The organism is Bacillus alkalisoli (assembly GCF_002797415.1).
GTDB lineage: Bacteria > Bacillota > Bacilli > Bacillales > Bacillaceae_I > Bacillus_CD > Bacillus_CD alkalisoli.
The window spans coordinates 1,823,717-1,843,615 of record NZ_KZ454944.1 but is presented as its reverse complement, the minus strand read 5'-3'; the positions used below and the strand labels follow the sequence as shown (position 1 = coordinate 1,843,615).

Annotated in this window: 21 protein-coding genes and 2 pseudogenes; 8 read left to right on the top strand and 15 right to left on the bottom strand. The window is 35.0% G+C overall.

Features of this window, described 5'->3' with window-relative positions; translation table 11 throughout:
• Positions 1–2: 2 nt before the first annotated feature.
• The 3 genes from CDZ89_RS09005 to CDZ89_RS08995 all read right to left on the bottom strand — a co-directional run bounded on the left by CDZ89_RS09005 (position 3) and on the right by CDZ89_RS08995 (position 1,844).
• Entirely contained in the window at positions 3–209 is a 207-nt protein-coding gene (locus tag CDZ89_RS09005; protein WP_406564920.1) for a hypothetical protein, read from the bottom strand.
• A gap of 184 nt (positions 210–393) precedes the next feature.
• On the bottom strand, positions 394–552 hold the full coding sequence (locus CDZ89_RS09000) for a DUF1540 domain-containing protein (RefSeq protein WP_100333565.1): 159 nt from the start codon (positions 550–552) through the stop codon (positions 394–396).
• A gap of 266 nt (positions 553–818) precedes the next feature.
• On the bottom strand, positions 819–1,844 hold the full coding sequence (locus CDZ89_RS08995) for a DUF2207 family protein (RefSeq protein ID WP_100333564.1): 1,026 nt from the start codon (positions 1,842–1,844) through the stop codon (positions 819–821).
• Positions 1,845–2,345: 501 nt separating this feature from the next.
• On the opposite strand from CDZ89_RS08995, the gene CDZ89_RS08990 reads away from it, so the two are divergent.
• A complete protein-coding gene (locus tag CDZ89_RS08990; protein ID WP_100333563.1) occupies positions 2,346–3,077 on the top strand; it encodes a helix-turn-helix transcriptional regulator in 732 nt (243 codons plus the stop codon).
• Positions 3,078–3,522: 445 nt separating this feature from the next.
• On the opposite strand, the gene CDZ89_RS08980 is transcribed toward CDZ89_RS08990, so the two are convergent.
• From CDZ89_RS08980 to CDZ89_RS20475, 4 genes are all read right to left on the bottom strand, one after another.
• A complete protein-coding gene (locus CDZ89_RS08980) occupies positions 3,523–4,500 on the bottom strand; it encodes a sensor domain-containing diguanylate cyclase (RefSeq protein ID WP_096153989.1) in 978 nt (325 codons plus the stop codon).
• Positions 4,501–4,502: 2 nt separating this feature from the next.
• Positions 4,503–5,339, bottom strand: a complete 837-nt coding sequence (locus CDZ89_RS08975) for an alpha/beta fold hydrolase (protein WP_100334285.1) — start codon at positions 5,337–5,339, stop codon at positions 4,503–4,505.
• Positions 5,340–5,685: 346 nt separating this feature from the next.
• Complete coding sequence (locus CDZ89_RS08970) at positions 5,686–6,060, bottom strand: hypothetical protein (protein WP_096153987.1); 375 nt, start codon at positions 6,058–6,060, stop codon at positions 5,686–5,688.
• A 108-nt stretch (positions 6,061–6,168) separates the two neighbouring features.
• Entirely contained in the window at positions 6,169–6,219 is a 51-nt protein-coding gene (locus CDZ89_RS20475; protein WP_227521580.1) for an SEC-C metal-binding domain-containing protein, read from the bottom strand.
• Positions 6,220–6,763: 544 nt separating this feature from the next.
• On the opposite strand from CDZ89_RS20475, the pseudogene CDZ89_RS08965 reads away from it, so the two are divergent.
• A pseudogene (locus CDZ89_RS08965) lies at positions 6,764–6,892 on the top strand (DUF2200 family protein); the annotation flags it as partial.
• Between the two features lie 95 nt (positions 6,893–6,987).
• On the opposite strand, the pseudogene CDZ89_RS08960 reads toward CDZ89_RS08965, so the two are convergent.
• Positions 6,988–7,131, bottom strand: a pseudogene (locus CDZ89_RS08960) (GntR family transcriptional regulator); the annotation flags it as partial.
• Between the two features lie 300 nt (positions 7,132–7,431).
• Between CDZ89_RS08960 and CDZ89_RS08955 the strand changes: the two are divergent.
• Positions 7,432–8,439, top strand: coding sequence for a DUF3231 family protein (locus tag CDZ89_RS08955; protein ID WP_176483713.1), 1,008 nt, complete (start codon positions 7,432–7,434; stop codon positions 8,437–8,439).
• 154 nt (positions 8,440–8,593) lie between these two features.
• On the opposite strand, the gene CDZ89_RS08950 is transcribed toward CDZ89_RS08955, so the two are convergent.
• Positions 8,594–9,394, bottom strand: coding sequence for a TerC family protein (locus CDZ89_RS08950; protein ID WP_096153980.1), 801 nt, complete (start codon positions 9,392–9,394; stop codon positions 8,594–8,596).
• A 1,156-nt stretch (positions 9,395–10,550) separates the two neighbouring features.
• Here CDZ89_RS08950 and CDZ89_RS08945 point away from each other — a divergent pair.
• Positions 10,551–11,783, top strand: a complete 1,233-nt coding sequence (locus tag CDZ89_RS08945) for a hemolysin family protein (RefSeq protein WP_100333561.1) — start codon at positions 10,551–10,553, stop codon at positions 11,781–11,783.
• Between the two features lie 106 nt (positions 11,784–11,889).
• Here the strand turns inward: CDZ89_RS08945 and CDZ89_RS08940 are convergent, their stop codons facing one another.
• Positions 11,890–12,237: a hypothetical protein gene (locus tag CDZ89_RS08940; protein ID WP_096153976.1), complete on the bottom strand. Its 348-nt coding sequence runs from the start codon at positions 12,235–12,237 to the stop codon at positions 11,890–11,892.
• 362 nt (positions 12,238–12,599) lie between these two features.
• On the opposite strand from CDZ89_RS08940, the gene CDZ89_RS08935 reads away from it, so the two are divergent.
• A complete protein-coding gene (locus CDZ89_RS08935; RefSeq protein WP_096153974.1) occupies positions 12,600–12,950 on the top strand; it encodes a DUF2200 domain-containing protein in 351 nt (116 codons plus the stop codon).
• Positions 12,951–13,030: 80 nt separating this feature from the next.
• Complete coding sequence (locus tag CDZ89_RS19625) at positions 13,031–13,201, top strand: hypothetical protein (RefSeq protein WP_157842707.1); 171 nt, start codon at positions 13,031–13,033, stop codon at positions 13,199–13,201.
• A gap of 92 nt (positions 13,202–13,293) precedes the next feature.
• Here the strand turns inward: CDZ89_RS19625 and CDZ89_RS08930 are convergent, their stop codons facing one another.
• Positions 13,294–14,148: a dimethylarginine dimethylaminohydrolase family protein gene (locus CDZ89_RS08930; RefSeq protein WP_100333560.1), complete on the bottom strand. Its 855-nt coding sequence runs from the start codon at positions 14,146–14,148 to the stop codon at positions 13,294–13,296.
• Between the two features lie 40 nt (positions 14,149–14,188).
• Positions 14,189–14,923: a YqcI/YcgG family protein gene (locus CDZ89_RS08925; protein ID WP_100333559.1), complete on the bottom strand. Its 735-nt coding sequence runs from the start codon at positions 14,921–14,923 to the stop codon at positions 14,189–14,191.
• Positions 14,924–15,141: 218 nt separating this feature from the next.
• On the opposite strand from CDZ89_RS08925, the gene CDZ89_RS08920 reads away from it, so the two are divergent.
• Positions 15,142–15,891, top strand: coding sequence for an endonuclease/exonuclease/phosphatase family protein (locus CDZ89_RS08920; protein ID WP_227521475.1), 750 nt, complete (start codon positions 15,142–15,144; stop codon positions 15,889–15,891).
• Between the two features lie 96 nt (positions 15,892–15,987).
• Here the strand turns inward: CDZ89_RS08920 and CDZ89_RS08915 are convergent, their stop codons facing one another.
• The 3 genes from CDZ89_RS08915 to CDZ89_RS08905 form a co-directional block, all read right to left on the bottom strand.
• Positions 15,988–16,383 (bottom strand): DUF6069 family protein, encoded by a 396-nt coding sequence (locus tag CDZ89_RS08915; RefSeq protein ID WP_096153968.1) that lies wholly within the window; start codon positions 16,381–16,383, stop codon positions 15,988–15,990.
• Positions 16,384–16,405: 22 nt separating this feature from the next.
• Positions 16,406–17,272, bottom strand: a complete 867-nt coding sequence (locus CDZ89_RS08910) for an SDR family oxidoreductase (RefSeq protein ID WP_096153967.1) — start codon at positions 17,270–17,272, stop codon at positions 16,406–16,408.
• A 78-nt stretch (positions 17,273–17,350) separates the two neighbouring features.
• Positions 17,351–17,920: a TetR/AcrR family transcriptional regulator gene (locus CDZ89_RS08905; RefSeq protein WP_100333557.1), complete on the bottom strand. Its 570-nt coding sequence runs from the start codon at positions 17,918–17,920 to the stop codon at positions 17,351–17,353.
• Between the two features lie 1,313 nt (positions 17,921–19,233).
• Between CDZ89_RS08905 and CDZ89_RS08900 the strand changes: the two genes are divergently transcribed.
• The gene (locus CDZ89_RS08900) at positions 19,234–19,635 is read left to right on the top strand and encodes a metallophosphoesterase family protein (RefSeq protein ID WP_100333556.1); all 402 of its coding nucleotides are present in this window, start codon (positions 19,234–19,236) and stop codon (positions 19,633–19,635) included.
• The last annotated feature ends 264 nt before the right edge of the window (positions 19,636–19,899 follow it).

Below are 19,899 nucleotides of genomic sequence, written 5' to 3'. Positions count from 1 at the left end.
TTTTATATTCGTACTCCTCTTTTTTTAATCGCTAACAGTGAATGCGCTTTGCCTACCTTTTCTTCAATATATTCAAGTGAATAGTGACCAGAAGGATCGGCTAAATCACCAATTGCCCTTGATAGGTTATCGACAACTACTTTTAATGCATCTGTTTCTATTGTATTGTTATTGAAATTCATTTCATCCATAATTTCATGCGCCATCATCTGTACTTTTTTTAGTCGGTCTTCATGTCCGTTCACTCATTTCTTCCTCCCTACATTACGTAATTTCTAATATATATGAGTAAGAGGAAGAAAAATTAATTAATTTTGAATAAAAATGAGAATTATTATCAATAATAAAAGTAAATAAAGACAACCAGTGGTGTGATTGTCTTTATCAAATAAATTAGTCAGTTGGTTCAAATGTTTTACAGTCCGTTTCTTCACTATTTGAAGCATTCTTGCTTTTATTATTTACTACATAAATTTGAGTTGCGCCACACTTATTTTCCCTACTTATATTGTGTACGCAGCTACTTACTTCACATAAAATTTCTTGCGTCAAGTTCAACACCTCCTTCTTGAATAGGATTGACTATATTAATAGTTCCTATACACAATATCGTTTATCGAGTTGAAGGTCCAAACACGTCAAATTATCATTAGTATAAGGTGGTTGGGCCTCTATATTTGCCTAAAGCACAAAAAAGCGAACAGTATGTATCTCTGCTCGCTTATATATATGAACCTTGTGCCATATGAAAGTAGCCAGACCCCCAGTTCGTTTAAACTTTTCCAAACTTGGGCTCTGACATTTATTACACTTATGCATCAAGGTTTCTGTCCTTTTAAACCCCAACTAAAAAGCTCCAGATCCACCTCCACCACCACTTTACCAGAACCACCTCCACCTATAGTACCTCCTGAACTGCCAGAAGGCGTTGTCGTTTCATTTGCTGTGCGGAAATTTGTTGATGCAATTGTGGCTATGATAAGCCAGCTTGGATCAAAACTATAAACGTTTACTTGGTTAGATGGAGCTTGAAAAGCTTTAATAAACGATTCATTTTGCTTTTTTATTATCTTATCATTTTTCCCTAGACCGTAAATAAACGCACGCATTTTTTCATCTTCCGTTAGCTTCAGCCAATCTGCTTGTGTAATATGTTGTAACTTTTGCTGAAAGTTTTTCCATTCTATCGATGTTTTTACCCCATCCAACGTTTTTGGACTGTAAAAAACAGAAATCACTAACAAAAATAAAGCTACTACTGTCATCGTCACACCAAAAAGGTTTAACCCATGAATTGCAAATAAGACAATGAGTGGTATGAAGGCTATACTAAGAAAGCCAAGCAAAAGGCGGAAACCTACCTTTTTATCATAAAAGCCTGCACTTAGCACCTCTTTTCTTATCGCTTGTTTCCATTCCCATTCCATTTTAACGTATTTTGTGTGGTTTTCTTTATTTTGTAAATAGGGTGTTATATCGTCAAATGTAAACTCATCTTTAGCACTGATTTCGTCAAATAACCATTCTACTAGCCAACGCTCATGTTCTAGTAAACCGTTACTATGTATTAAAAGAAATCTGCCTTCTTCAACCTTTTTTACATTCCCTTTTCTCACTAAGTCTAATATTGCGGCTGCGGTAGTTTCCGGCAATACTTGCTGATAATTCATGTACGAGATTGTCGCGGGTAGTGATAAAATTAGTTTCGGAACAGTGAAATCTTGTGGCAATGCATGTAGCACAGTAGCCTTTTCATTTTTCGCTTTTAGCCAAATATTAAGTAAAAGTAGAATCATTAAAATGGTGATGAATGGAACTAAAAATTTCCAATGTATTCTAGCCATTCTTTCCTCTCTGCTCTTGCAATCTCTTTATCCAATAAGAGTTGTTTGGCAGCTAGTATTTCAGAAAGCATCGGTTTGTTATCTGTTATGGCAGCTGCACTAAACACTTCCTGATTATATGCAACTCGAATATCCCCATTTTTATTGTCTGGTACCTTCCCAAACTCATACCTAACATGACCTCCAGGAAGAAATGTCTCTTTGTTGTACGCTTCATCATAGCCAAATGCTATTACATCGTTTGATTCATTTTTGTCACCTCCAATGGAAATTGGGCTATTCGTTGTTTGTCATTTATAAGCTTCGTAACGTTTGTGACACATTTTTAACTAAAATAATCATTCTCCCTAAAATAGTTCTAGTAAACTTATCGTTTTCCTTAAGGAAACGTTGCGTTTACCCTTCTTTCCCTTCTGGATATGCGTCGTTTACTATTTTTGCTTGTTCATGCTCTTTTATTAAAATCTTTGTAAAACTACATAGAAAAGGAGCAGTTTTAGTATGGAAACGTTCACTTTTGAAAATATCAAAAGCTATCAAAGTTTTGCTAGTTTGAAAGAAATGAACGAGGTGGTGCGGAGGTTTTTATATACGTACAAATCATCATTGTCGAATGCGGCCATTGAAGTCGTTCGGTATATTGCCAAACATTCTTGTAAAGTAATTGGTGTCTCTTTTTCCAAAAACGAAACGATCGCAAATGCATTGAATATTAGTTTACGAACGGTAACACGTTCTATTTCGAAATTAGTCGAGCTTGGTATCCTAAAGAAAATACATACTTTCCGGGAGAATGGCAAGCAAGGTGTCAATTTGCTAGTCATTGTGCCTTTTTTTTCAACCAAAGTGTCCACCTATCATGACCAGGCAGGTGACCACCCTAATAAAACTAGTAAGAAACTAGATTCACTCTGTGAGAATAAAAAACCTATTTACGATAAAAAGGGAAAATCGGTCAATCCCCTATTTTCTTCCCTTTTGGATAAGAAAAATTTAAAGAAAGATCCTACTGAATATATTGATAGCAGCTACTTACCTAGTTTTATCCATCCGGAATTTGTGAAGGTTGCTGATCCATTTTTTACTGCAGTTGAAATATTTTCCCTATGGGGTCGTGTTAATACTGCCTATAACAAAATACATTTTGATCGTCCATTAGAGGAACTTATCCCTACAGTTGTTCAATCGTTGAAAGTATCTATTTTTTATGCAAAAAAACAAAAAGATTCATAAGTCATTTGCGGGCTATTTTTACAATACATTGTATGCGAACTTTATTGTGGAAAAAAGGAAAGAAAATTATCATAAGTTTATGTTTGACGTGTTTGCGAAGATGTTGGAAGATGGGGAATGCACCGAGGGGTCTGACACTGCGATTCACTGTTGATGCATCAAGGTGGCCTTTTGATGTTGAACAACATAATATTCTTTTACAAGGTCTCGCAGAAGCACAAAACGTTATGGTTTTATCTAGCCTTAAAAATGGTTATAATAAGTATATAAACAAGCATATACTAAAAAAGACCGCTGGTGCGCTAACACCATACGGTCCATACAATAGCAGGTTCTCTTCAAGGGAGTCAGCAAATAAGGAGATAATCCACCCTCATTAAGCTTCTCACGCTCAAGGGTGGGTTGTTTTTTTTCATGATAGTTACAATTAGAACTACCAACGTGATCACACCATTTGTGAAGCATGTGTGATCTTGTTTCGACCTTTATGTTTTGATGCATATAACGCTGCATCAGCTCTAGATTGAATTGATTTTTTCGTATCCCCCTTCCTAGTAGTTGCCACCCCAATGCTGACTGTGACAGAAGGGATTGTCCACTCTGCGGTTTCTATACTTTTTCGGATCCGTTCTGCAACAATGATGGATTCATTGATATTTGTATTTGGGAGAATCAATGTAAACTCCTCTCCGCCATAACGGGCAGCAAAATCATCTTCTCTTAACTCATGCTTTAGTAGGTTCGCAAACTTTTGAAGAATTTGATCCCCTACTAAGTGACCAAAATTGTCATTGATCCTTTTAAAATAGTCAATGTCAATTAAGAGAAGTGAAAATAGAATAGATGTTTCTTTAAACAATGATAGGTTCTTATATAATGCTTCTTTGTAACTCCTCCGATTAAATAACCCAGTTAATTCGTCAGTCACAGCTAATCGTTGTAATTTTCTATTTAATTCTAACAATTCCTTTTGTTTGTATTCTAACTCGATTTTCACTTTTTCAAGTTCAGAAATTGCCTGTACTTTCTTTTTTTCACTTTCTTCCGCATCTTTTTTTGCAGCTAAAATTACTTTTTCATGCTCATACCGTTGTTTCATCGGAAATAGGATACAATCATTTATAATCAAACCATCTCGTTTTATACGCACCCCATTAAGAAGAACAGGCAGATTTTGACCGTTTTTTAATTTTAATGTAATGTGCATTTCTTCTACTTTTTCTTCTACTTTCATCCTAGGAAAAAAGTAAATTTGGAAAATTATTCGACTAGGTTTTGTTAATATAAGATTAACATGTTCCTCTTGCACCTCTTCGATATCGTAGTTAAGTATTGTAAGCAAAGTTTGATTTATACATAAAATCGTACCGTTATCGGAAAGTGTCAAATAGCCGCATGGAGCATAGTTCAACTTTTCGTCCATATCTATGAACCTACCTCTTGATTATTGGTTTTCCCGGTAGTAGTAATATATTCCTTTATTAACTGTATCGTCTCATCTGGATGACTCATATGAGGACAATGTCCAGTAGCTTTCATTAGGCGGAGTTCACTGTTTGGCATATTTAATTTGATATAATGTTCAACCTCTATTGGCGCAACGTCGTCATCCGAACATTGCAAAATTAACGAAGGAACCTTCACAGCCGGTAATAAACTTCTATAGTCAGAAAAGAACGTTGCTATTGCAAATTCACGTGCAACTACAGGATTTGTCGTACAGAAACTTTCTTCTAATTCAGCAGAAAGCTCCGGCCGATCAGGATTTTTCATCACCAGGTTGGAAAGATAATTAGACCATCCTATATAGTTTAATTCCATCATATTGATTAATCCTTCAAGATCTTCCTTTTCAAATCCACCTATGTATTCAGGTGGGTCGTTTAAATAACAAGGAGATGGGCCAATCATGATTAACCTTTGAAATAATTCAGGTTTTTGAATCGATGCAAGCATACCAATAACAGATCCAACTGAATGTCCAATAAAAATAACTTTATTCAACTCCAATGTTGTACATATCTCCAGAACATCTTGTGCATAACCGTGTAATTCACGATATTTATTAGAACTGTATGCTTCATAATCCGACTTTCCTGAACCAACATAATCAAAAAGAATTACCTTATAATTACTCTCAAAAGCTGGTGCCACAAACCTCCACATATTTTGATCACAACCAAATCCAGGTGCAAAGATAATAGCCTGCTCCCCTTTTCCAGCGATTGTTACATTATTTCGTCTTAGAACCATATTCACTATACTCGACCTCTCACTCATGTTGATAAAATGTTATATTTACTCGGGAAATAGTTAAATTTTACTATAAATTTCATAATATATTAGTTCTATTTTAAATACAATATTAAGACTCGAGACTTGGAGCCAGCCCTGACACCAATCTTATGACGCTTGAGGTCAGCGGAAACAATAGAATAATCGTTAAAATAGTATCTGCCATCTAGGTCCCTCCTAGTTAAAAAATTAAAGTGCCAGGTGCCAGGTGCCAGGCACCACCCGAATTTTGTCGAATACTAGCAGACCTTATTCAAATTTGAAACTTTGAGCCCATCCTACAGCTCAATCAACCTTAGTTGTCTATTTTTTCTCATTCTTCATGCGTAATTCCAAAAGGCGCTCCACCTTCTGTACATCCTGCTATGAATGCAAAAGTTTCATCAGATTCAATTAATTCTTTTAGAGCTTCGTTTCTTTTTTTCTCTTTTTTTCTTAATTTAGCTTGCTTCTTTTCTTTCATAATTCTAGTAACATACTTTTCTTCTTCTTGACTAATTTTGGCTCCAAGCATTTGGAGTTCTTTCTTCGAATTTTTTAGATTAAGACCGAACGTTTTCGAATAACTTGTTATAATGTTTTTTCCTTGATACGTTTCAATCCATTCTTTTCCTTTTTTCATACGTACGTCTTTTAGCAGTCCCCAAAATTCCTTCTTCTTACTTTTACCTTTGTTTCGCTTCTTCATAGTAGTTTAAGATTTCTCCTTACTGTGCTAACAGTTGCTGTTGCTTTCACGGTTATTTTCTTAGTACCGCTTGGATATACTACATCTTCTTTTTTCATACAACATTTTTTATATTTTTTCCCTCCCGCTACCACACGGACAGTTTTGATTTCGACTTATACTAATTATCTAAAAACCTCTCTTACCCTAAAAAGTTATCTTAGTTAATTACAACTTTAAAACTTGCGATGGTAGATTTCAATCACATTACTTGAGTTTTAGATAGATTAACTAAAACTATGTTTCATTTATCATAACTAGAGACAAAAGACATCAAGATTCACATTGAAATTCGGTAGTTATTGTTGGTGAAAGGTCCAGACCCCAAGAGCGTTAAAAATTTATCATGCTGGGACTGGTCCATTTTCAAAAATGCGCCGATAAATTAGTTCTATTACCGATAAACCTGGCTAATCGCTGATTGGAGTTACGTATTCGCCGATTAATGCTTAAGTTTTCGCTGATAGAACCCGAAAAATCGCCGGTAGAATACAAATTTTCGCCGATAAAACCAAAAAAAGCGCCGATAAACAAATAACCATTCAAATTCCTATCCGAATTTCTTACCAAAAATCGATTATATTGTTTTTGTGGTAGATTAAACATATACAATTTTACTCGTTTTCAACTTTAGTTCGTTTGAACTCTACTATTTTTCGTACTAAAATTGGAAAAGCAAACATCCTTTGAATCATTTTTTGAAGAAGCACCTCAACTTAATCCTTCGAGAGAGTTAATTAAAGGTGTTGTCTGTGGTGTGCGAGTGGAAGACATTGAAGAGCCAACTATGAAGTTAACTACATAGGGGGCAAGTTTCGTGACCAAACATAAGATTTATACAATGAGTTTCGCAAGTGATTAACCGCATTATGTTGCGAAAGCAGAGAATAGGAGATTAATTCCTTTCGCTACAGTAATGTGGTTCACCTTATAAAACTGAACAAGCTGATTCGTTGATGGAATTTGGTCATGCGCTTTTAGTTGATTGTTAAGAATCTGACTTTCAATCACTTCTTTTATTTGAATAAATATTGGCTTTTTTCATCTGAAGTTTTACTCAATGGGTACCTCACCTCCATATTTGTTATATGGTTATATATGACTATATGAGTATACGCACTAAAGTCAATGATTTAAATAAAGACTTTATAAAAAATTAGCGAACAGCTTAAATCACTGTTCGCTTAGCTTATATGCCCAATCAAACGTTCTTTAGAAAACAAAAAGTGCCTATCGAATCTTTAATAGTATCGTTTCTTATACACGCAAAAAATTTAATAAATTTTAATTATATGTCCATAATACATAATGACCAAAATTTGGAGGGAAGTTATGATGGATATAAAGCTATCTACTTCAGAAATCGCTCATCTATGGGGAACCTATATTAACGATAGTATGGCAAACTGTGTTCTCCAATATTTTTTATTGAATGTAGAAAATAATGATGTTAAAGGTCTATTACAATTTGCGCTAAATATCTCGCAAGACCATCTGCTTTTTTTGACTGATCTATTTGAAAAAAATAAGTTCCAAATACCTGTTGGTTTTCATAAACAGGATGTTAATAAAAATGCTTCAAGATTGTATTCAGATGAATTTTATCTTTATTATCTTAAAGGTATGGCCTTTATTGGTGGAAATGGATACAGCCTAGCCCTTGGAAACGCTGCTCGTAAAGATGTACGTAACTTCTATATCAAAGCCATTCAAAGTACTTCCCTACTATATGACAAAACTGTTGACGTTTTGTTAGAAAAGGGGCTTTTTGTAAGACCACCACAAATTAATATACCAACAAAAGTAGATTTTGTTACAGAAAAGAGCTTTCTTACAGGTTGGTTAGGAGCTAGAAGACCATTAACTTCAGTGGAGATTATGAATTTATCCTTCAACATTGAGCGTAATGATTTAGGACGTACCTTATTAACAGGGTTTCAACAGGTTGCTCAAGACAAAGATGTAAAAGAATTTTTATCAAAAGGAATTCAAATTGCTTCTAAACATGTTGAAGTATTTGGTTCGATATTAAGTGAATCTGGTATACCAACTCCAATGGTTTGGAACTCACTTGCTACTGAATCCACAGACTTTACCTTCTCTGATAAATTAATAATGTTCCATTCTGCCGCCTTGACTGCTGCTAGTACAAGTCATTATGGAACTAGTATTGGTACAAGTCCTAGGCGAGATATTGGCTTACATTATTCAAGATTATTCATGGAAGTCTTAAAATATGGGGAAGACGGAGCCAATATTATGATTAAAAATGGATGGCTAGAACAGCCACCTACCGCAACAAATCGTAAAGCTTTAAAGAATAAAAACTTAAAAAGTTAACTAAATTTGTAAAACTTTAAGTAGTGATTTTTTTCACTACCTTTTCGGTATTATAAAATATACCCCAGAACCAGTCTTTATGATTCCGGGGTAATTTATATGTTTTATTTCAAGTTCACCAAAAAATTAAAGTCCCTTATTAGTTGGTCAACCTTTATAGGCGTGTTGGTTGTGCAACATCTTGATTCACATTAGTACTAGCTATAGCTTTTGAATCCTTGGAAAAAATCCACCCAGCTACTCCTATTACTAAAAGCGTAGTCCAGAAGATTACTTTCCACGTTATACTCTTAGCAAAATCTTGTGAAATGATGGATAGTTCGGGGTGGGATAAAGCATACACTGCTAGTTTCACTCCAACCCATGCTACTACTACATAAGCGGTTGTTTCCAAACCTGGTCTTTTATCGAGTAAATCTACAAACTTACTGGCAGCAAATCTCATAATTAATAACCCTATGATTCCACCAGCTAAAACGATAGCAAAATGCCCGCCGTCTAGTCCTCCTATTTGAGGTAAGTTCGTTGTTGGAAGCGTAGCTGCTAATGCAACAGCAACAAGTATAGCGTCAACAGCAAATGCAATGTCAGCTAACTCTACTTTTAATACTGTAAGCCAAAAGCCAGATCCTTTTGACTCTTTTGCTTTTTTATTTAAATATTTTTTTAACACATGCTTTTTCATTAAGTGGTAAACTGCAATACCAATTAAGTAAGCCGCTCCTATTGCTTGAATTTGCCATATATGAATTAGGTAGGAAATAATGAACAAAGAACTGAAGCGGAATAGAAATGCACCAGCTAATCCATAAATCAATGCTTTTTTTCTTTGTTCTTTTGGCAAATGTTTCACCATTGTTGCTATTACTAGCGCATTATCTGCGGCTAATATCCCCTCTATTCCAATTAGAATTAGAAGTACCCATCCATATTCCATAATCAAAGCTGTGTCCAATTAAAGTTTCTCCTCCAAAAGAGTTATATTTTATTTTGTTTATAAGATTAACATGAATATTTTCAAAGATTTGTTTACCATGTTCTATTTTTGTATATACCACTATATTTCTCGGTGGTTGATTTATATCAAGTGTAATAATTGTTACTACGTACAACTTGCCAATGATTAATAACGCAAGCAAAATAAATAATTTTTTTCGCCTATCTACGTCCAATTATTTCTGTGTTCTCCTTTATATCTTAAATTTAAACTGTATTCACTATTTTTATGTTATTTAATAGTAAGTATCAGATCGTATTTCCCCTCCATTAATTGAATAGAACAATTATCTTGTCGATTGATGTAGCTGTCAAAAGAGAATACTAGCAACAACAAATTCCCGAAAGAAAACAAAAAGACCTTCACCAATTAATTGGTAAAGGTCTACAAGCACCTATATTATACCTTTACCAGATTGGCAAAGGTCTCGCAAACAACTGTAATGTTGCCAGTTAAGCCGGCGACTAGAGTCGCGTAATGTCGACGTAACTGTAAGCTACTCCCCTTTGGAGTATTATAAGCTCACAAGGAGCGATAGCCTTAACTCTCAGACTATTAAATTAATAATATAATTATATTTTTAGGATGTCAACACTTTTTATATATGGCTACCCTGAAAATACATTATGGGTACTAAATATTGATTTCCAGCTGCAGGTGTTCGCTTTCCGCGGGCGGTCGCGGGAGCCTAACACCTGCAGCTGAAATCAATTGTGTAGGTAAAAACACGAATAATTTTCATTCTCCATGGTGCAAATATTTTCCTTGCATGGGTGTCTACCCTGAAAAGTTTATTTAGGGGTACTATCTGTTTATGTTCGCTACAGGTGCTTCAATTGCTACAAAAATGCTGAATGCAACAATAACTTTTCACTTATCAAGGGATGGTCGCATAAATAAAACAACAATTCTTTAACAGAGTTTTATAGGGCACTGGGACAGCAGTTTACCTTTCTAAGAAAAAATCGTTTCTTTAATTGCTGCTAGACTAAATCTTTTCAACAACAGTATAGCAAACTGAACCAAAGACTAGAATTGATTGCGATTATTATGATAATTATTACAATAATGATATACTTTATTAATTAAACTATAATTGCGGAGGTGCTAATTAGTGTTTATTGCACTAATTTTCTTTTTATTTATGTCTTTCTTTCTATCCGGAAGTGAGACTGCTTTAACAGCTGCGAACAAAATGAAAATTCAAACACGAGCTGAGAATAATGATAAAAATGCTCAAAAGCTACTAAAACTTATCTCAAAACCAGAAGAGTTTATTACAGGAATCCTTATAGGAAACAATATTGCAAATATTATGTTACCTACTCTTGTTACTATTATTGCAATTGAACATGGAACCAATATTGGAATTGCTACTGGTATACTGACTGTTGTAATAATTATTTTTGCAGAAGTGTTACCAAAATCAATCGCCGCAACGTTTTCTACTACAATAGCCTATTTCGTTGCACCAGTCATTAGCATTCTTATAATAATATTAAAGCCTCTCATCTTCTTACTATCACGATTTACACGACTTATTATTGGTTTTCTATCAAAAGGAAATCAAGCAGAATTAAGTTTTTCTAAAGAAGAAATAAAAACAATGGTTGATATTGGACTAACAGAAGGAACTTTTGTAAAGGAAGAATCTCAACGAATAAAAGGGGCTATTGACTTTTATACGAAAGATGTACGAGATGCACTAAAGACCCCTCGAATGGATATTCATGGCCTATCATGTGATTTATCCTTTGAAGATTCAAGAAGTTTTGTAATGGATAGTAAATACACACGTTACCCTGTTTATAAAGATAATATGGACAACATCATTGGAGTGTTTCACGCAAAGCAACTACTTTCTTGGTCGTTTGATCCTTCTAAAGAAATAAAGGATTTTATGGATAGTGATCCACTGTTTATTACTGAATTTATGCCGATAGAAAGAGTTTTTAAAATGATGTTGAAAGAAAAGAAACATTTAGCCATTGTTATCGATGAATATGGAGGAACAACTGGAATCATTACTCATGAAGATATTATTGAAGCCATGATTGGCCAAGAAATAGAAGATGAGACAGACGAGGCTGATGAGGTCCTTATCGTGGAGCTTACAGAAAATCATATCACATGTCATGGGAAAATTTCTATAAGTCGATTTAACGAAATTTTCAAGGCAAAAGTTCCTGAAGATTCAGATACACTGTCTGGTTTTATCTTTAGAGAGCTCGGACATATACCTGAAATAGGAGAAACACTTGAATACCAACACCTCCATTTTGAAATCAAAGAAATGAATGACAACATTTTGAAAGAAGTAACAGTTACTAAAAAATCTGTTCTCTAATAAGTCAAATATTTTTTATATATGAAGGGCCAATCCCCCACTCCGTTAAGCTTTTAACAGAGTGGGGGACTGGCCCATAATAAGACTAAAAAAGCAGAATGTACCATTAATAGTAAGGATGATACGGATACGGTTGCGGAAGAATATAAGGTAATAAGGCTAACGCAGCTAAAGAAGCTAGTGGAAAACGTTGACGTCTGTATCGTCGGTACCTTCTTCTAGGCCGCCCGTAGCTACCATAATATTGTCTTGAATCCGTTTCATACTCACTTTCCTTCTCCATTACATCCTCGCCAGCTAAAACCGTGACATTATCCATGTCAACATTTTCTATTATGCCATCAAGAGCACTTCCATCTACCATAGTAATCGTAACATGATAAGACATGTATTTTTTACACTCATCATGTATATTCCTTAAGTTGCTTTGGTAATCATAACTTTCTTTATTCATATTTTATTTCAACTCCTCTAATACATGATATTCACCTAGAAGAAAGATGGTACACTGTACAAAGTAATTGATGTAAATTTTTGAACACTAATAATTGTTTTAGAAAGGTCCAGTCCCCCACTCCCATACACACTTTCTTCTTCATATTTCTATTAGTATCGTGCGCCAAGTGGTCAGAAACTGCGATTTTCTTATGTATCAAGGTGTCCCCCGATGCAAAAAAGCGCCGATAAACAAAAAATAATGTTGTTATTGTGGTAGATTAAACATACACATTTTTATTTATTTTCAGCGGTTTGTTCGATTGAACTCTACTATTTTTCATACTAAAATAAAGAGTTCTACATAAGGAGGAAAGTTTTATGACCAAACATAAGATTTATACAATGAGTTTCGCAAGTGTCTATCCGCATTATGTTACGAAAGCTGAGAAAAAAGGACGTACAAAAACGGAAGTCGATGAAATCATCCGTTGGTTGACCGGATATAGTCAGGAAGAGTTAGAAGCACAACTGGAAAAGCAGACAGCCTTTGAATCATTTTTTGCAGATGCGCCGCAACTAAATCCTTCGAGAACGTTAATTAAAGGTGTTGTCTGTGGTGTGAGGGTAGAAGACATTGAAGAGCCAACTATGAAGTTAATTCGCTATTTGGACAAACTAATTGATGAGTTAGCAAAAGGAAAAGCGATGGAGAAGATCTTAAGACAATAGTAATTATAGAAAGAAGATAGAGATATAGTTGGACAACATTTTTAAGACTGAAAAATTACTGTGATGAAGGAAAAGTAATATTGGCTGGTAAAACAGACAGAGTAGATGAAAAAGGATTTGAAATTGTTATTTTTAAAGAAGAAAACGATGAAAAAGCTGAAGTATTTAAAAATGATGATCCGGCAGTAAAGTATGGCATTATGACTGCTGAAGTTTTTCCTTATCGAATAGCACTTGGAATGAACGATTAAAACGGTGTCAGACCCCTAATGCACTAAGGGGTCTGACATTGCGATTCACGGCTGCATCAAGGTGTCTGACCCTTCAATGCATAACCCTGTCCCTATTCTCTCACCACAGGCAATGTGCAGCAACGAAATGATCCTCCAGATTTGATTATTTCCATAATGTCCACTTCAATTACATCATAGCCGCGCCTCTTTAGCTTACTGTTAATTTTTTTATTAATCGGCAAGCTGAAGATTTTCTTGTTCCCAATGCTCAACATATTCGTGCCCATAGTAAATTGTTCTTCAGTTGTTACTTCTATTAGCTCAAATCTTGCAGCAAGAATGTCGATTTCTTTTTGAGTAAAAGCTTCCGGAAAGTAAATGGCTTCTGTTGGAGAAATAATATTAAACACACAATCTAGGTGTAAATATTTTTCCTCAAATGGGAGCATCACCACTTCATGTTGCGGGAAAATTGCTTTTAGTTGTTCAATTGCTCGATGGTTTGTTCGATTACTAAGTCCAACATAAATGGTATGTCCATCAACGATAACGTCCCCACCTTCAATTTTGTCCCCTTTTAAATTGAAATAAGAAATATCATTTTCCTCTAACCAATCCTTTAACACTTGCTCTTCTCCTTGCCTTAGCTCATGTGCCATTTCTGCAACAAATATGACAGGACCATAGGTGAATCCGATATCTCGTGTAAATACTTGCTCCGGAAAATGTGATTGAGGGGTTAAGCGTATTACTTCTACACCGTTAGCCTCCATTGAATTGACAAAATTTTGGTGTTGAATTTTGGCTAATTCGGTATGAATTCCAACATGTTTATATTTTTTCTGCGTTTCGTTAATTACGTCTCGAATCTCCATAAACTCTGGCTCACAAACAATAACTTGCCTTAACACATCATATTCGCTTCTGACTAAAGGTTTTAGTGCGGTTTTCGCTAGCGTGGACATTCGTTCATCAATCCCCCATTACATTAATTTTCATCACAGTTTAGTTATCTTTATGATGGAATGGACATTTTCCTTTAATCGGTTCACTGTCGTCACCAATGAAAAATTGCTTCCACTCGTTATGTTCTGGATCACCATAGTGCGAAATGTCAGGATGCTTCGGAAGGTTGTCCCACTTCTCCACGCGCTCTCTCACTTTTTCACGAGACATTATTCCACCCTTTTCTGTCCCTTCAAGTCCATCGAAGATTTTTCGTGGCTGAAACCCCATAACAAGTCCTTTACCTAAATTTCTCGTTTTTCTTTGTTTATAAGCAGGGGCATTTCCAAAAACAAAGATAGGTTCCCCATCAAAATGAAAATCCCATAAAAAGTGATCAGGGTCCTTCGGCTTTTCTACAGGCCACTCTTTCTTATCGTTTTCATGTAAGTTTTGTAGAATATCCCAAAACTTTTTACGGTAATGTTCTATATCGCCTTCTTCTTCTTCCGGTTCCACAAAAACAAAAAGGCCATGTCGAACATATGGTGGCTCCTTAAACAGCTTTAAAAAGTCCTCTACCGCTTTCGGTAAATTGGACCAATCATCTTTTGAAAGGTAGGCATAACGTAGCTCGCCCTTTTTCTCAGCAGTCATCCCAAAATAACAAGGAAAAGTCTTCATCGTTACAATGTCACGGAATGTCTTGTACTCTTCAATTACCCACTCTGGAACTATTTCTGGATTTGTCATGTCTTCTTTTGTTAAAAGCGCTTTTTTCATTTTCGTTTGCATTCACTTTTCCCCTTTGTATAGTAATCTATATCTTGAGTTACCCATTAATAGATTACTTAAAACCATTTGACAAATATTAGGACTTAACTTTTCCGTCGTGGAGTTCGCCTTTGAACAGTTTTCAAAAAAGGAGAGGATAAAACTGTTCCTATTTTAGTAAAATAAGGATGCTTCTTATATATTCCATTTTCAGAAAAGAAAAGAGTGAAGCAACTTCAATGAGAGTTTTAATATTCAACATTCATCACGGGAAAGGTATGGATAGAAAATTAGATTTAAGTAGAATTAAAGACGTTATACAGTCATCACAAGCAGATATTATAGGATTGAACGAAGTGGATCAAGCATTTTCTAAGCGGAGCCAATTTGTGAATCAAGCTATGTGGCTTGCAGATGAGTTAAATATGAATTATAGATTTGGTTCAACGATATCTATTCAAAAAAAGAAAAATTCCACAGCAAGGGAATACGGGAATGCCCTTTTAACGCGTTTTCCTATTGTTAGTAGTCGTAACCATAAGTTTGATTTTTTACCTCGACTTGTCGAGGCCAGAGGGCTATTAGAAGTGGATGTACAAGTAAACAATAGCGCTTTATCTTGCTTTGTAACACATTTAAGCTTCACTCCTTTACAACATCTAAAACAATCTACTTATATAATAGAAGAAGTTAAGAAAAAGAGAAATCCAACTATCGTCATGGGCGATTGGAACATGAAACCATATTCCGCGAGCTGGCGAGAAGTTTCGAGCTATTTAATAGACGTAAACAATGGACAAGGGCACAACCATACATTCCCCTCTAATAGACCTTTTATGAAACTAGATTATATTTTCGTTAGTAAGGAGCTAAAGGTTGTAAGTGCAAAAGCCTTAAAGACAGATATACTAGCTTCCGATCATTTGCCTTATTTAGCGGAGATTGAGATTAAGAATAAAAAAAGTACACCATGGGTTCAGACAGAGTGAGTCACTGATAAAGGTGTCTTATCCAAGGGGCTCAAATCAACGGTTTATATTGGCAACTATCTCTGTCCCCATGTCAAATTCCAAAACCAGTTATCCTTATTTTTTTACAAACTTCGGTATTAAATATAGAGCAAAACCGCTGACAAAAACGTGCATCACATGAGCCGTTATTTTATATGCATCTGCCAAATCCGCTTCGGCTGTGTACGTATTGAATAGGAAACCCATTAGGACAATTACGGTAAACCATCTTACAGGTTTTTTTGTGAATTTTTGCAGTATATAAAAGATAATGGTTCCAACAAATACAGCCACCACTGTTGCGAACGTAATAAAAACAATATATAGTGTGTCCCTATTTTGACCGATAAGGCCAATGTCGTGACCAACTAATATACCGAATAGGATAAAGATAATGTTCACAATTGCTCCAATAATTAATGCTGCAAGTAAACCTGCTTTCAAATATGATTTAAATTTATTCTTATACATTATAAATACTCCCTCTCTAAAATTATTTATTCCAAGCGTTCTGAAAATCTATTGCATATTGCTCAAAGGAAATGGGCTCCCGCTTCAAAATTTTCTTAACATCGTCGGTGATTTTCTTTGCAGACCCAAATCGTGTTATAACATAGAGCATCGTCATGATGTTAGCAAACTCTTTTTTTATCCCCCTATGAATTAAGGTTTTTCGGAATACCAATATGCTTGGATTTTTGTATTCTATTTTTCTACCTAAAGTTTTTGATAGAATCTCTGCAATCTCATGGTAATCCAACGCTTTAGCACCTGTTAATGTGTATGCATTGTTACAATGCCCATTCTCTGTCAAACAAACGGCAGCTACATCTGCAATGTCTCTTGTGTCAATAAAACTTGTTTTCGCTTTTCCTACTGGCATATACAACTCATTTCTTAAAGCGATATCTTCTAGATGCGTCGTGTTTAAGTTTTGCATAAAAAAAGAAGGGCGTAAAAACGTGTGATTAATTCCTGATTCTCGAATTAAATTCTCTATCTTTCTATGAGGTACAATAGGGTTTTTTTCTACTCCCATGAGAGAAACAAAAACAATATGTTCTACCCCCTTTTCCTTTGCCATCGTAAGAAATGGTTTCATGTCTTTTGTTGGATTCGCGAGTTGTGGAGGGCGAATGAGAAAAACCTTTTTCACATGATCCAGCGCTCCGTCAAAGGTGAATGGATCAAGAAAATCAAATTTAACTGGCTCAACCTTAATGTTCTTAAATCTATCGCCAGCTTTATCTGTTTGGAAAAACGCTATCTTCACCCTTTCTCCTTTATCAGCAAGAGCATGGGCCACATAATAACCGATATTTCCTGTTGCACCAGTAACTAAAATTTTCGATTTACTCATGATTTTCCCTCCTGCATTTTTTATAGACCAGTCTATATATATTATGCAAAAGCTCATAACATGAATAAGTTTCGAGCATTATTTTTGTAAGATGTTTGGTATGTATTTTGCTATTAGTCGCAATGGATCGCCGTTCTTTCTTGTCAACACATTAATAAATGCACCTTCAATCAATGCATTTATAACTAATGCTGCTTCCTTCGCTTCACTTTCCTCATATCCCGCTTTTATCAGTTTAGAAGCGAAAATTTCGTGCCATTTATCATATGCTTTTTTACAAGTCTCTCGTAACACTTCACTCGTATTTGCCGTTTCTAGTGCGACAGCTGCCACAGGAATTCCTATCCTTTTGTCGTTTTCTTCAAAAGCATTGGCTAATTCGAGAATAAATGTTTGGATGGCTTTAATCGGTTCATCCTCAGACATAAGGCCTTCTTTAATCTGAAATGCCACATTTTCCGTTGTATTTTCTATTGCTACACATGCAAGCTGTTCCTTTCCCTCTGGAAAGTAATAATAAAGAGAGCCTTTAGGAGAACCACTTTCTTTTGTTATCTGGTTCAAACCTGTTGCATGATAGCCCTGTTCTTGAAACAATCTAGAAGCTGTTTCGATAATTTTTTCTTTAGAAGACTTTTTCTCTGTCATAACACTTACCTCACTTTTATAACAACTGGTCTATATATAATTTAATACATGCATCTTTAGATTGTCAAATGTGATTTTGGGGATCTGAAGTTACTAACGATTCTTTCGATTCGAATAACTGCCAAATCGAAAATAAAGACCAGTGACAGGTGCTTTTTGGACACCCTATCTATACTTTTTACTTCTATCGGTACTTTTGGATTGGCTATGGATACTTTTTTCTACTCCAATAGATACTTTTTTTCGTTCTATAGCTACTTTTTGGACTCCTATCTATACTTTTTACTTCTATCGGTACTTTTTGATTGGCTATGGATACTTTTTTCTACTCCAATGGATACTTTTTTTCGTTCTATAGCTACTTTTTGGACTCCTATCTATACTTTTAACTTCTATCGGTACTTTTTGATTGGCTATGGATACTTTTTTCTACTCCAATGGATACTTTTTTTCGTTTTATAGCTACTTTTTGGACTCCTATCTATACTTTTAACCTCTATCGGTACTTTTGGTTGGGCTATGGATACTTTTTTCTACTCCAATGGATACTTTTTTTCGTTCTATAGGTACTTTTTGGACTCCTTTCTATACTTTTAACCTCTATCGGTACTTTTGGTTGGGCTATGGACCGTTTCTTGTTTTAACTAGTTTGGGTTCAATGTAAGTTGTATATAGGGACTAATAAATGTAAGTGTACTTTATCTTCAGGCAACTCCGAAAGGATTTTTATTACTTCCTGCTTCCTCTTGGATATCTTTAGGTAATAACCAGTTAATATTGTAGACAAAGTATATTATTTGATCATCGTCTTTCAACATATATCTTTGTTTTTACTCACCACAAACTTTCATCCTTCTCACTTAACTTAATAATAAACGGAAAAATGACTATGAAAATAAGACTTAAAAATCCTAACGTCATTGTCCGCTGCGTTACAAACAGAAAAACCTAACTAAATGACTTTCAAAAATAGAAGCTCCTACAATAACAGTTAAGAAAATCAAACCAAACTTCGCCACAAACTTCGTATAAGCTATGGCCATATCAGATTACTCCGGCTCCCCTTTGTACTGCCATTTCTGCCCGAATTTCATACTATCCTCCGGATCAAGATACGCCCAAATCAGCACCGCATATAACGGCAACAATAGAATAATAGTTAATCGTTGTTTCTGTTGTCACAATAGAATTATTTTGAAAATATAGGAAAAAATAAAGATGAAAATAGCCAGTAAGCATAAGGTTAACTTTCTTATGAGTTTCTTCTTCATGTAATCATCATCTCTTATATAGGTAATTGTAGTAATAGTCAAATGCATATAGTTGGAATTGATGAACCTGCCAAAACAAATGACAGTTATGGTGAGTCAGGAATTATTAAGGAAGCTTTAGAAGATACGTTAGACGGACTCGATCATGATAGTTTCAAAATACTACTGTCCCATCGACCTGAATTTTTTTCTTTAGATGTCCAGTATAGTTTGGAACTCGTTTTATCAGGCAATGCCCACGTTGGACAAGTTAGAATCCCATTCGTAGGTGGATTAGTCGCTCCTAATCACGGGTTCTTTCCGAAATATACAGCAGGTACACATACTAAAGATAACACCGTCATGATTGTCAACAGAGGGCTCGGTAATAGCATCATACCGTTTAGAATTTTTAATAGACCAGAAATAATAGAAATTCAGTTAGAGTTATTAAAGAGTGAATAGTGTATCGAGGGGTCAGACACCGCAATTCAATAATGCCTCAAAGGGTCTGTCTCCTCGGTGCACTTCGTGACACATAACCACTTTTATAGACATGTTTTTATTTAATCCTTTATAATGAGGTTATCCATCTACATGAGTCCGTTTCATAAAGAATCATTACTACACGAAAAACGAATTTTAAGGCTCTATTCACTTGTGAAGACTCTCAAAGATGAACATACTATGTTTTTTAGAGAAGATAATTCGTTTTTCACTAAAAGAACC

Bases quoted from the DNA above. Each gene is read 5' to 3' on its own strand.
- CDZ89_RS09005 (WP_406564920.1), bottom strand. From the start codon at position 209: ATGATGGCGCATGAAATTATGGATGAAATGAATTTCAATAACAATACA.
- CDZ89_RS08995 (WP_100333564.1), bottom strand. From the start codon at position 1,844: ATGGCTAGAATACATTGGAAATTTTTAGTTCCATTCATCACCATTTTA.
- CDZ89_RS08990 (WP_100333563.1), top strand. From the start codon at position 2,346: ATGGAAACGTTCACTTTTGAAAATATCAAAAGCTATCAAAGTTTTGCT.
- CDZ89_RS08980 (WP_096153989.1), bottom strand. From the start codon at position 4,500: ATGGACGAAAAGTTGAACTATGCTCCATGCGGCTATTTGACACTTTCC.
- CDZ89_RS08970 (WP_096153987.1), bottom strand. From the start codon at position 6,060: ATGAAGAAGCGAAACAAAGGTAAAAGTAAGAAGAAGGAATTTTGGGGA.
- CDZ89_RS08955 (WP_176483713.1), top strand. From the start codon at position 7,432: ATGATGGATATAAAGCTATCTACTTCAGAAATCGCTCATCTATGGGGA.
- CDZ89_RS08940 (WP_096153976.1), bottom strand. From the start codon at position 12,237: ATGAATAAAGAAAGTTATGATTACCAAAGCAACTTAAGGAATATACAT.
- CDZ89_RS08935 (WP_096153974.1), top strand. From the start codon at position 12,600: ATGACCAAACATAAGATTTATACAATGAGTTTCGCAAGTGTCTATCCG.
- CDZ89_RS08930 (WP_100333560.1), bottom strand. From the start codon at position 14,148: ATGTCCACGCTAGCGAAAACCGCACTAAAACCTTTAGTCAGAAGCGAA.
- CDZ89_RS08925 (WP_100333559.1), bottom strand. From the start codon at position 14,923: ATGCAAACGAAAATGAAAAAAGCGCTTTTAACAAAAGAAGACATGACA.
- CDZ89_RS08920 (WP_227521475.1), top strand. From the start codon at position 15,142: ATGAGAGTTTTAATATTCAACATTCATCACGGGAAAGGTATGGATAGA.
- CDZ89_RS08915 (WP_096153968.1), bottom strand. From the start codon at position 16,383: ATGTATAAGAATAAATTTAAATCATATTTGAAAGCAGGTTTACTTGCA.
- CDZ89_RS08910 (WP_096153967.1), bottom strand. From the start codon at position 17,272: ATGAGTAAATCGAAAATTTTAGTTACTGGTGCAACAGGAAATATCGGT.
- CDZ89_RS08905 (WP_100333557.1), bottom strand. From the start codon at position 17,920: ATGACAGAGAAAAAGTCTTCTAAAGAAAAAATTATCGAAACAGCTTCT.
- CDZ89_RS08900 (WP_100333556.1), top strand. From the start codon at position 19,234: ATGCATATAGTTGGAATTGATGAACCTGCCAAAACAAATGACAGTTAT.